At 62.7% G+C, this 12,643-nt stretch carries 8 protein-coding genes; 6 read left to right on the top strand and 2 right to left on the bottom strand.

Annotated features, from left to right (window positions below; all coding sequences use genetic code 11):
• Window positions 1-101 precede the first annotated feature (101 nt).
• The 6 genes from QW861_RS19365 (at window position 102) to QW861_RS19340 (ending at window position 8,927) form a co-directional block, all read left to right on the top strand.
• Window positions 102-1,076, top strand: a complete 975-nt coding sequence (locus tag QW861_RS19365; RefSeq protein ID WP_315754094.1) for a helix-turn-helix domain-containing protein — start codon at window positions 102-104, stop codon at window positions 1,074-1,076.
• A 100-nt stretch (window positions 1,077-1,176) separates the two neighbouring features.
• On the top strand, window positions 1,177-2,430 hold the full coding sequence (locus tag QW861_RS19360; RefSeq protein WP_315754096.1) for a cytochrome P450: 1,254 nt from the start codon (window positions 1,177-1,179) through the stop codon (window positions 2,428-2,430).
• Between the two features lie 91 nt (window positions 2,431-2,521).
• Window positions 2,522-3,730 (top strand): acetyl-CoA C-acetyltransferase, encoded by a 1,209-nt coding sequence (locus QW861_RS19355; protein ID WP_315754098.1) that lies wholly within the window; start codon window positions 2,522-2,524, stop codon window positions 3,728-3,730.
• A 13-nt stretch (window positions 3,731-3,743) separates the two neighbouring features.
• On the top strand, window positions 3,744-5,885 hold the full coding sequence (locus QW861_RS19350) for a 3-hydroxyacyl-CoA dehydrogenase NAD-binding domain-containing protein (protein ID WP_315754100.1): 2,142 nt from the start codon (window positions 3,744-3,746) through the stop codon (window positions 5,883-5,885).
• A 210-nt stretch (window positions 5,886-6,095) separates the two neighbouring features.
• Window positions 6,096-7,289: an ABC transporter substrate-binding protein gene (locus tag QW861_RS19345; RefSeq protein WP_316193398.1), complete on the top strand. Its 1,194-nt coding sequence runs from the start codon at window positions 6,096-6,098 to the stop codon at window positions 7,287-7,289.
• A gap of 99 nt (window positions 7,290-7,388) precedes the next feature.
• A complete protein-coding gene (locus tag QW861_RS19340; protein ID WP_315754104.1) occupies window positions 7,389-8,927 on the top strand; it encodes an acyl-CoA synthetase in 1,539 nt (512 codons plus the stop codon).
• Window positions 8,928-9,043: 116 nt separating this feature from the next.
• Here the strand turns inward: QW861_RS19340 and QW861_RS19335 are convergent, their stop codons facing one another.
• Entirely contained in the window at window positions 9,044-10,300 is a 1,257-nt protein-coding gene (locus QW861_RS19335; protein WP_315754106.1) for a CoA transferase, read from the bottom strand.
• Window positions 10,301-10,321: 21 nt separating this feature from the next.
• Window positions 10,322-12,544, bottom strand: a complete 2,223-nt coding sequence (locus QW861_RS19330; RefSeq protein ID WP_315754109.1) for an acyl-CoA dehydrogenase — start codon at window positions 12,542-12,544, stop codon at window positions 10,322-10,324.
• Window positions 12,545-12,643: the final 99 nt, after the last annotated feature.

The raw sequence follows: 12,643 nt of genomic DNA, 5'->3' as shown, positions 1-12,643 counted from the left end.
TTGCCGGCCATCCAGATGACAGCCAGATCTTTTGATTGGCATCTACCTAACACTCTTGACGCAAAGGTTCAACCATTCATAATTGGGACCTGGAGAGCAGAATGCCCTACGGCCCCGTCCATTCGATTTCCGCGATGCACCGGCGCTTCACGTCGCCGGACGAATGGCACTCCGCTATCGAGCCGCACTTCGCGGGAAGCTGCTACACGAGGCGGGCGCATTCGTTCTCTGTGTGGGGACGACTTGAGCGACTGGGCGATGCACTGCTGGTTGACAACTATGTTGCCGCATCTGGACTGGGCCGCGCCAACGACACGTACGGATTTTCGATCGATCCGACCGAGACGGGAAGCTGCTTTATTTTGCTGCAGCGATTCGGAAGCGCATTCGTGAAGCAGTCTGATCGTGCGACGGAACTCCGGGCCGGCGAATGGGCCATCTTTGACGCTTCCGTGCCGACTTCATTTCTGATTCCGGACGGCAGTCGAACGATCGGGGTGACCGTTAGTCATCGATACTGCGAACATTGGCCGCGCTCTCAGCTTGGCGGAACCCGCCTCGCGAGGTCGGCTGAGAGCCGGGTTGCACTCTCAATGATTTCCGAGGCCCTGGGGTCTCCCGAATGGCCGAATTTGCGGGTTCAGGCTTCGATGGAAGTTCTGTTTATGGATGCTGTGGAAGCAAGTCTGCCTGCGAGCGCTGCCAAACGGAGCGCCTTCATCCCGAACGCTGCGAAAATCGACCAAGTGAGACAGGCCATTGAGGTTCAGTTGAGTAATCCCGATCTCAGCCCCGACGGCATCGGCCGATCTGTCGGCCTGTCCCGCCGCTCGCTGTACCGGCTCGTCCGCCGGATCAATCAGACGCCTATGGGGTTGGTCCAAGAGCTACGTCTCGCGCGAGCTGCGCGATTGTTGCGAGATCGCGCGGAGGAACCTCAGAGCATCACCGACGTGTCGTACGTCGTCGGCTTCGTCGACCCCGCGCATTTCAGCCGGGTGTTTCGGGCACGGTACGGTCAATCGCCCAGGCAATGGTCGTCGTCCCGCACCGACGGGCAGGCCGCTGCGAGATAAACTTGGCACCGTGCGTCACGTGCCTGGCGCTGTGAGGCAGGTTTGATTTTCGTGCCGATGTTAGGGTGTCAGAAAATAATCAAACATCTGGAGGAGACCGATGGTCGAACGGATCGATGACCAGGTCGTAGACCCTGTCACATACGGAACGCCCCGCAAGTACGACGAAATCTTCGCCGAACTGCGGCGAAGCGACCCCGTGCGATGGACAGAACCTGCCGGCTATCGGCCATTCTGGACCATCGCGAAGCACAGCGACATCCTCGAAATCGAGCGGCAGAACGACAAATTCATCAACGATCCGCGTAATAGCCTCGTGCCGATCGAGGAGGAAGAAAGACGAGTCCGCGCGGGGAACGCGAAATTAGTCAGGACGCTCATCACCATGGACGAGCCCGACCATCGTGCTTACCGCGGCATCACACAGGCGTGGTTCATGCCGGTGAACCTGCGCAAGATCGAGGGGGAGATCAAGAATCTTGCCGGAGAGTTTGTCGCTTTGATGGACGAGCGCGGTGGCCGGTGCGATTTCGTCAACGACGTCGCGCTTTGGTACCCGCTGCGGATCATCATGACGATCCTCGGCGTTCCGCGCGAAGACGACGCCAAGATGCTCAAGTTCACGCAAGCTCTGCTCGCTTCGTCTGACAAGGATTTGTCGGGAGGAAGCAACAACTTCCAAAGCCGCCAAGTCGCGGCTCAGGAGTTTTTTGCTTACTTCGGCGCTATCGCGGAGGACCGTCGCAGGAACCCGAAGGACGATCTCGCCTCGGTAATCGCCAATGCGTCGGTCGGCGGCAATCCGGCCGGAGTCTTCGAGAGCCTCTCGTACTACCTGGTCATTGCGACCGCGGGCCATGATACGACAAGTTCGGCGATGGCCGGTGGATTGCATGCGTTGATCGAGCATCCGGCGGAGTTCCGTCGGTTGCGCGAGTCGCCGGAGCTGCTGAATTCCGCAGTCGAAGAGATGTTGCGCTGGACCTCGCCGGTGAAGCACTTCTTCCGCACGGCGACTCAGGACTATCAGCTTCGGGGCAAGCAGATCCGTGCCGGCGATTCGCTCATGATGTGCTTTCCATCCGGCAATCGCGACGAGGAGGTTTTCGTCGATCCTTTCGCGTTCCGTGTCGATCGGACGCCCAACCGCCATATCGCTTTCGGGCACGGCGTGCACCAGTGCCTTGGCCTCAACCTTGCGCGGATGGAGATGAAAGCGCTGTTCACGGAAATTGTTGCTCGGGTGGACTCGATCGAACTGGCGGGGGAGCCCGCGTGGATTGAGGCCAATCTGGTCAGTGGCCCGAAGCGGTTGCCGATCACGTACCGTATGAAGAGCTGCCCGGTGCAGTGATCAAGCCATCGCGTGCCGGATGGTCGAGGTGCCGTGCGTTGCCGCGGGGGCGCTCCGACATCATCTTTCAGACCGACTTCAGGAATCAGAAATGAGTGAAGCGATTATCTTCGATGCGATCCGCACGCCGCGAGGCAAGGGAAGGAGGGACGGCGCGCTGTACGAAGTGGGGCCGGTTCAACTCCTGGCCGGGCTGATGCAAGAGCTGGAGCGGCGGACTGAAATCGACACCGCGCTGATCAACGATGTTCTGATCGGCTGCGTGCAGCCGTATGGCGAGCAGGGTGGCGTGATCGCCAAGACCGCCGCGCTCGCCGCTGGATGGTCCTGGACGGGGCCGGGCCTTCAGCTCAACCGTTATTGCGGCTCGGGCCTCGATGCTGTGAATCTGGCAGCGCAGAAGATCCGTTCCGGGTGGGACGACTTGATCGTCGCCGGCGGCGTCGAATCGATGTCGCGCATGGGCATCGGCGCAGCACCGAGTGTGCGTGATCATCAGCCGCGGTTGTCGTTCGAGCTAAAGATGATTCCGCAGGGTGTGAGCGCGGACTTGCTGGCCACGCTCGATGGTCGGACGCGCGAGGATGTCGATGCCTACGCGCTGCGCTCGCAACAACTGGCGGCGCAAGCGCGCGCCGAAGGCCGCTTCGATGGATCTCTTGTGCCGGTGCGCGATATCAATGGCGTCGTCCTGCTTGCGGCGGACGAGGCAATCAGGGCAGATGCGACCGTGGAGGGGCTGGCGAAGCTCATGCCGTCCTTTGCCGAGATGGGCGAGTTCGGCGGTTTCGACGCCATCGCAATGTCGAAATATCCTCAGGTCGAGGAGATCAGGCACGTTCATACGGCCGGGAATTCCTCGGGCATCGTCGACGGCGCTGCGCTCATGCTGATCGGCAGCGCCGAAAAGGGGAGCGAACTCGGCCTGAGGCAACGCGCGCGGATCATCGCGACGGCCGCGCTCGGCGTCGAACCGACGATCATGCTCACTGGGCCTGCACCGGTCGCGGAAGCGGCGCTCCGCAAGGCGGGGTTGAGCTTCGAAGACATTGATCTCTACGAGGTCAACGAGGCGTTTGCGAGCGTAGTGTTGCGCTTCCTGGATGAAACGAAGGTGCCGCTGGCGAAAGTCAACGTCAACGGCGGCGCGATCGCGCTTGGGCATCCGTTGGGCGCAAGCGGATGCGTGCTGGTTGGGACGTTGCTCGACGAGTTGGAGCGGCGCGAGCTGAAGCGGGGCCTTGTCACATTGTGCGCAGCTGACGGCATGGGCGTCGCAACTGTCATTGAACGTGTTTGATTGGGGATTCGGAATGACCGCCATCGACTATGCCAGGGATGATCAGGGCATCGTCACGCTGACCATGGACATGCCAGGTCAGGCCGTGAACACCATGACCCAGGCGTTCCGTGATGCTTACCGCGGGACGGTTGAGCGGATCGAGCAGGAACGCGAGATGATCATCGGGGTCATCCTCACCTCGAACAAGCCGACGTTCTTTGCCGGCGGAGATCTCAAGGGGCTGCTCGCCGCCGATGACGCCGCGGCGCTCTTTGCCCGTGCCGAAGCCACCAAGGCGACGATGCGTCGGCTGGAGAAGCTGGGAAAGCCCGTGGTCGCGGCCATCAATGGTGCTGCGCTCGGCGGCGGTTTCGAGCTCGGCCTCGCCTGTCATGCGCGGTTCGCCATCAACGACGGAGGCCTTCAACTCGGTCTTCCGGAGACCACTCTCGGGCTCATTCCGGGTGCCGGAGGTATCGTGCGCCTGGTCTGCATGCTGGGGCTCGAAGCTGCGATGCCGCTCGTCCTCGACGGCGTAGTCTTCGGTGCGGAACGCGCCCTTGAACTGAAATTGCTGAATGGGCTCGCGCGGGACAAAGACGAGTTGCTCGCGCAGGCGCGCAGTTGGATCTTGGACAATCCCGAGGCGAGCCAGCCGTGGGATAGCAAAGGCTTTCGCATTCCAGGATCGACGCCCAATGCCGCGGCGCCGCTGGCTTGGCTGCGAACCGCGCCCACGCTGCTGATGAAGAAGCACCGCCTGCGTTACCCGGCCCTGGAAGCCGCGATGTCTGCGGCGGTCGAAGGGGCTGCCCTCGATTTTGACACGGCATCTCGGATCGAGAGCCGTTACCTCGCGAACGTCGCGGTTGGTAGCGTTGCCAAGAACATGATCCGGACGTCCTTCTTCCAGATGAACGAAATCAAGGCCAGGAAGAGCCGGCCGGAAGGCATTCCCGACGCCAGTTTCGCGCGAATCGGAGTGTTGGGTGCCGGACTGATGGGCCGTGGCATCGCCCAGGTCGCCGCTCAACGGGACATCTCCGTCGTGTTGAAGGACGTTACCCGGGAGCAGGCGGAAAAGGCAAAATCGCAGATCCAGAGCGGACTTGAGAGACAGGTCGAGAAAGGCCGACTGTCCGCGGATCGCATGAGCGCTGCGCTGGCCTTGATCAAGCCGACCGGGAGCCCGAGCGATCTCGCAGGATCGGAATTGATCATCGAGGCGGTGTTAGAAGATCGTGACCTCAAGCGAAGCGTCACTCAGGAGGCCGAGCCATATTTGGCGCACGGGGGAATTTTTGCGTCCAACACGTCGACGCTTCCGATCACGGGGCTCGCACAAGCCTCGGCTAGACCGGCGAACTACGTCGGATTGCATTTCTTCTCGCCGGTCGATCGGATGCCGCTCGTCGAGATCATCAAGGGAGCAGCGACCTCGGCGGAGACCTTGGCCCGGGCCTACGACTTCGTGCGGCAGATCAACAAGACGCCGATCGTGGTGAATGACAGCCGCGGCTTCTTCACGAGCCGCGTGTTCGGAACCTTCACACGCGAGGCAGGCGCGATGCTGGCCGAGGGCGTGGATCCTGCAGCAATCGAAAACGCGGCGATCTGGGCCGGAATGCCCGTCGGCCCTCTCGCCGTCATGGATGAAACCTCTCTTGCGCTGGCTTGGAGTGTTCGCCTCCAGACCGTCGCTGACCTCCAGGCCGCGGGTAAGTCTGCGCCTGCCCATCCACATTGGGCCGTTGTCGACAGAATGGTCAACGGGTTGAAGCGGCCCGGTCGAGCCGGTGGCGGCGGCTTCTATGAATATCCCGCCGGTGGCAAGAAACGAATCTGGCCCGGCTTGCGTGACCACTTTCCGCCGCGTTCGGCACAAATTCCTCTCGAAGAGTTGTCCGACCGTTTTCTCTTTATCCAAGCCGTCGAAGCCGTGCGCTGCCTCGAGGAAAACGTCATCGAATCTTCCCGGGACGCAAACATCGGTGCGGTGCTAGGCATCGGTTATCCACGGTGGACCGGCGGACCTCTTCAATACATCGACATGATTGGCCCGAAGGCGTTCGCTCTACGTGCCTCCGAACTCGCTACGAAATACGGCGACCGCTTTCTTCCACCGCGCATGCTGGTTCAGATGGCCGACGGTGACCGCCGATTCTGCGCCTGACGAGGGCGGGCCGGGAGCGGAGAACCTTGCGTCGTATCGATTGTGGGTGCGGCCTGCCCAAAGGCCGGGAATAGGCCGATTGCGAGCGAGTCTCTCTTCCCTTCTCGTCCGGCGGAGGCTGGCAAAGGACTCGTTGGACCGAACAGGGCTTGCGGCCATCACAGTCACAATGTATCAATGGTCCAACCAATAAAGGGGAGGGCAGTGGTCATGGCAGGACGAGTTGTCGCCGCGGTACTGTGCTTGTTCCTGTGCAGCGGTTTGGCGGTTGGCGAGCCGCTGAAGATCGGTGTCTTGACTGACATGTCGGGCGTCATCGCCGATACGGTCGGTCGCGGCTCGGTCCTTGCCGCGGAGCTGGCGGTCAGCGACGCCGGCGGCACCGTCCTTGGCCGACCGATCGAGATCGTTTCGGCCGACCACCAATTGAAGCCGGACGTTGGCCTGACCATCGCCCGACGGTGGTTCGACGAGGAGCATGTTGACGCGATTGCCGACGTTCCCGTGTCCACCATCGCTCTCGGAATCCAGAATCTCGCCCATGCGAAGGGAAAGATCGCCCTCATCTCGGGCGCCGGGACAATCGATCTCTATGGCAAATCGTGCTCGCCGACAGGCTTCGTGTGGACATTCGATACCAGCGTTTTGCCGCGCGCCACCGTTCTGAGCGCAGCCGAGTCCGGCGTGAAGAAGTGGTTCGTAGTCGGGCCCGACTATTCCTTCGGACACCAGATGGAGCGGGCGGTTGCCGACGTCGTGAAGGAGACCGGGGGACAACTGGTCGGCACGCGGCGCGCGGCGATAGGTACGTCGGATTATGCCTCGCTCCTCCTGGCGGCGCAGGAAGCGCGACCGGACGCGATTGCCTCGTCCTTTGCCGGCCACGACGGCGTCCTTCTCATCGAGAACGCTGTTGAATTCGGCCTGCTGCAGAAGGGAATGCGCATAGCGAGCCTGATGTTGTTCGACTCCGACGTGCACAGCCTCGGCTTGGACCGCATGAAAGGCATCTATACGACGACAGCATTTTACTGGGATACGGACGACAACACCCGCAGCTTTGCGAAGCGGTTCAGCGAGAAAATGGGACGACCGCCGTCCGCCCTTCAGGCCGGAGTCTATAGCTCGGTCACGCACTACCTGAAGGCCGTCAAGGCTGCGGGCTCGACATCCGGACCGGAGGTCGCAAAGAAGATGCACGAGCTGCCGATCTCGGACCTCACGACCCCTTCGGCCAGGATCCGGGCAGATGGCCGCGTGATGCGCGACATGCTGCTGGTCCAGGTCAAATCGCCGGAGGAATCAAAGGCCCCGTGGGACTATTTCAAGATCGTCCGGCGCATGAAAGCCGAAGAGTTGATGCCGGAGGCGCCCAATCCGGACTGCAAACTGGCAACGCAGTAGCCGATCGGTTTCCAGAACGATCGGGCAGGCGGCCGCGAGAAGTCGAGCGCTTCACCAAACGTGCTCCCACGCCCCGGACAGAACATTGTTAGAGGGATGATGACATCGCCACTGATTTTTCTCGATGGAACGGCTCGCGCGCGCGAAGAGGTGCTGAGCAATGCCGCACGTGCGGCCAGCGGGCTGCATGCTTGCGGAGTCTCCGAGGGCGACACTGTTGCGGTCCTGCTGCGCAACGACTTCGCTTTTGTCGAGGCGACCCACGCCGCTGCGTTGATCGGCGCCTATTGCGTGCCGATCAATTGGCACGGCCGGGCGCAGGAGGTCGGTTATATCCTCAGGGATGCGAAGCCCAAGGTCCTGGTGGCTCATGCCGATCTGCTCGCGGCGGTGCGCAGCGAACTCGGGGAGGCCTTGCGCGGCATTCTGGTGCTGAGCGTACCGACGCCGCCCGAGCTCGTTCGGCAATTCGGCGTTCCACCAGGTGCCGAGGAGCCGGTGGGATCGGACCGCTGCTGGCCGGCTTGGCTGGCGGATTTCCAGCCCTGGAGCGGTGCCCCGCCGCGCAGCCGCGCGACGCTGATCTACACGTCCGGTACGACGGGGAACCCGAAAGGCGTGAAGCGCGAGCCTGCGACGGTTGAGCAGGCCAAGGCGTATGGAGAGCTGATGCGCGCCGTCTACGGCATCGCGCCCGGCGTGCGCGTGTTGATCGGGGGTCCACTCTACCATGCGTCACCGAACGCCTGTTTGCGTCAGGCCATCGCACAGGCCGAGATCATCGCGTTCCAATCCAAATTCGAGCCGGAAGAAACGCTGGCGCTGATCGAGCGGGAAAGGATCACGCATGCGGTGATGGTTCCCACCATGTTCGTCCGCCTGATGCGTCTGCCGGAACAGACCCGCCGCCGATACGATGTGAGCTCTCTGCGATGGGTGATCCACACGGGCGCGCCCTGTGCGCCGGAGATCAAGCAGGCCCTGATGGACTGGTGGGGGCCGGTCATCTACGAGACCTATGGCGGAACGGAGGTCGGAGCGGTGATGCTGAGCACGCCGGACGATTGGCTGGCTCACCCCGGCAGCGTCGGGCGGCTCACGCCGGGCGCCCGGATTGCGCTGTACGGAGAAAACGGTAAGCCGGTCGCGCCGGGCGAGGTGGGCGAGATCTACGTTCGTCAGGACTCGCTGGCGGATTTCGTCTACCTCAACGACGAGGCCAAGCGAAAATCGGTCGAGCGCGACGGGCTGATCAGTGTCGGCGACGTCGGCTATCTCAAGAACGATCGGCTGTATCTGTGCGATCGGCGGTCGGACATGGTGATTTCGGCGGGCGTCAATATCTATCCGGCGGAGATCGAATCGGCTCTGATTCAGTGTCCTGGAGTGCGCGATTGTGCTGTGTTCGGCATTCCCGACGATGAGTTCGGCGAGTCGCTGGCTGCCGCGATCGAGCCTGAACCGGGAAGCGAACTCACGACCGAGCAGGTTCGCGCCTATTTGGCCGAACGTATCGCGAAATACAAGGTGCCGCGCCGGATCGATTTCCATGGAGCGCTTCCGCGCGAGGAAAGCGGGAAGATCTTCAAGCGTCGGCTCAAGGAGCCCTTCTGGAAGGACACGGGCCGGCGCATCTGACCGCTATTTTTCCGTCGCGCGCGGGGGCGCAGCACGCTGCGGCGGCAATCCCTTTCTTGGATATTGACGTTTCGGCCGGATGTGAGCGGACGTCATCGCGCGTCGGCGAGAGCGGGTCAGCCTGACGATCCGAATGCGCCCGCCGTTCTCAGTTCAGCAATGCGTTCGGGCCCATAACCGAGAACGTGCTCCAGCACCTCGGTCGTATGCTGCCCGAGAGTCGGGGCAGCGATCGGGTCGAGAACAGGCGTTTCGCTGAAACGCAATGGGGATCCGATGTTCGGTATGTCGCCTGCTGTCGGATGCGGAATGGACGACGCGAGCGCACGCTCGGCCATTTCGAAAGAGCTGAAAGCGTCTTCGATCGTTCTGACGACGCCGGCCGGCACGCCCGCGGCCTGCATCTTGGCAGCCCACCGTTCGCTGGAGTGGCCGGCAAGAATCCCTTCGATGATGGCGGTCAACTCGTCGCGATGCGCCATCCGGTCGCGGTTGCTTACGAAGCGAGGATCCTCGGCCAGGTCAGGCCGCTCCAGCACGTTCGTGACAAGGCGACGAAAGGTTCGATCATTCGCGCAGGTGACATAGAGCGGGCCGTCTGCCGTCTGGAAGGTGCCCGTCGGCGTGCTATCGGCGCTGCGGTTGCCGGCGCGAGTCGGATTGCGACCCGTCGCAAGATAGTTCATCGCGTGAAAGCCCAGCATCAGCGCAGCGGTATCGAACAACGCTGTCTCGACACGCTGCCCCAGCCCAGTGTTCTGGCGTGCGGTCAAGGCGCCGAGCACGGCAATCGCGGCCGTCATGCCAGTGGAGATGTCCATGATCGCGGGGCCGGTGCGGACACCTGGCTGGTCCGAAAAACCGTTCATCGACATGAAGCCGGTCTCGGCCTGGATCACCGGATCGAAGCCCAGACGATCAGCCATTGCGCCGTCGCGGCCATAGGCCGAGACGCTGCAATAAATCAGGCGAGGGTTGAGCTGATGCATCGCATCGTAGCCGAGGCCGAACCGTTCCATCACCCCGCACGAGAAATTCTCCACCAGGATATCGGCTGATGCGACGAGTTCAATTGCGATTTTTTGCGCAGCTTGGCTCGCAAGATCGAGCGCAATGCCTTTCTTGTTCCGATTGACCCAGAGGAACGGCACGCCTTCACCGCCGAGGTGAGGTTGGAAACGACGAAAATCGTCCCCGTTCGCCGCGTTCTCGATCTTGATCACGTCGGCGCCCATATCCGCTAGAAAGAGCGTGCACATGGGTCCCGCGATGAAGTGCGAGAAGTCGATGACACGCAATCCTTGAAGCGCGGAGGGCGCGCCAGGCGTTCTCGGGCGCGGCGGCGGAAGCTGCGGACGGCCTGTCGTGGTCATGTCACCTCCCGGGGCAAACAGCTATCGCGGCAGTCCCAGCCCGCGTTGGGCGATCAGGCTGCGCTGGATTTCGTTGGTGCCGATGCTGATGACCCACATCAGCGAATGCCGGAGCATCTGTTCAATGCGCCCGCGCAGGACCGCGCCTGGGCTGTGTTCGCTGAGCAGCGCCTCCGGCCCCAGCAGGTCCAGCGCGGTCTCGCCGAAACGCTCCATCAGTTCGCCGGAATAGACCTTGCTAACGGCAGCCTCGTCCGGGGGCGTCTCGCCCTTGTCCACCTGCTCGGCACAATAGACCATCATGCGCCGCCCGGCTTCGATCTCGGCCGCGAGCGCGCCGATCCTGGCGCGCACGAGCGGATCGTGCCGCATCGGGATGCCGTGGCGCTTGGCGGTCCGGAGATGCTCGCACAGCAGTTCGAACATGTGGGCGACCTTCAAGACGATGCCGCCGCCGATGAAGCCGCGTTCGGTCGCCAATGCCCCGGTCAGGACCTTCCATCCTTCCCCCTCGGCACCGATCCGATTTTCGGCAGGTACCCGCACGTCGTCATAGAAGATGTTGGCGAAGGTGCCGCCATACATCGTCTCTGAGGGGCGGATCGCAATCCCGGGCGTCGTCATCGGAACGATGAACATCGTGATGCCCGCATGAGGCGGGGTCGCGTTCGGATCGGTCCGGGTCGCGAGCAGCATATACTCGCCCCAATAGGTCGTGGTCCAGATCTTCTGTCCGTTGATCACATAGTGCTCGCCGTCGCGGACCGCGCGCGTCTTCAGCGACGCGAGATCGGAGCCAGCCTGGGGCTCGCTGTAGCCCATGCCGTAGATGGCCTCCCCGCGCAGGATTTCCGGCAGGTAGCGCTGCTGCTGCTCCGGCGTGCCGTAGACCTGAAGCATGGCCGCCTGCACGGGCGCGCCGGCACGCGGGGCTTCGGCGTGCTCCATCTCCTCCATGAAGGCGATCTGCTCGAAGGCGCCACGCTCCTGTCCGCCGAACCGCTTCGGCCAATTCAGTCCGATCCAGCCGGTCATGCCGAGCGCCCTGGCGAACTCGCGGTCATATTCGCGTTCGCGAAAGGAGAGCTGCTCGTGCCGCGCACGGCGCTCGCCCGACCAATACGCGTCGAGCCAGGCTCGCACCTCACGGCGGAAGGCATTGCCGGCCGGTCCCAGATCGTAGTCCGGAAACCGGATTTTCCCGTCCCCGTCGAGAAAATGGCTCGCGAGTCGTTCGGCCGGCGGGCGTTGGCCGCCATGGCGAAGCATGCTGACATGGACCTGTCGGAAGTGCCGCGGAGCCTCATGCTCCTCGCTATAGCCAATCGCGCCGAAGGCGTGCTGGGTCTCGAGCGACACCTGGCGAAGAGAACCGCTAGCCGTCGCCAGGGCTGCGGCTGCGAACCAGCGCCATTGCGCGGCTTCCAAGTCATATTGAGCTGCGGCATTCGCGATCGTGAGCTGAACCGCGCGCAAGGCGATGTGGCAGTTCGCGAGCTTGTGCTGAATGGCCTGGAAGCGCCCGATGGGTTGCCCGAACTGCCGACGTTCGCCGGCATAGGCAACGGCCTGCTCGAATGCGCGCTGGGCTGCACCGAACGCCCGCGCGGTCTCCGCCACGGCCGCGACTGTGAGCAGGTCTCGGACCTCGGCAGCCGTGGACGGCACCAGGACGACTGGAACCGCATCGATCCGTACCCGCCACCAACCAGCCTTTCCCATCATCGGGCTCGGCTCAGCGGCGACACCTTCGCTGGTGTTGATGATGGCCAGAGCTGGGCCGGGCACGAATATGGCCAGATGCGTAACGATGTCGGCGGATTCGACGAAGCCCAAGTCCGCAATCAGGCGGCCTGCTTCCATTTTCGCCCAACCTGCGGCTCCCTCATGATCGAAGCCTGCGAAAGACACGGCGACTACCGCGTCACCGCTACGGAGGTCATCTACAAGCGAACTGAGAGCGTGGGCATCGCCGCGGGCTCGAAGCTGCATGAGGTTGATCAAGGCTGCATCCGCGAGCGGTGCACGGCAGCTGGCACGGCCGGCCTCTTCCTGGACCAGCACGATCTCGCGCAAGCCGCCTTCGGCGGGAGAGGCCGCAATCTGGGTCAAGCCCTGAGCGGCCAGTTGCTTCCAGAGCCTTGGGGGCACCTGAGCAGCCTTGTCCCACAAGTCCTCGAAGAATCCCCGGACGGCTTCTTGCAGGATCCGGCGATCCTCGTCCGACGGCAACTCCCGCAGCATTCTGGTGGCTACTCCCCGTTTGGTCCTACCATTCTACATTTGTGAGAAGTCTGGGTCAACGCCAACGCGCTATGGCGAGAATCGTCAGCTTCGCCTATA

The sequence above is a fragment of the Bradyrhizobium sp. SZCCHNRI1029 genome (genome assembly GCF_032487555.1).
GTDB lineage: Bacteria > Pseudomonadota > Alphaproteobacteria > Rhizobiales > Xanthobacteraceae > Bradyrhizobium.
Note: the sequence above shows the minus strand (reverse complement) of the source record. Positions and strands in the feature narration are given on the sequence as shown.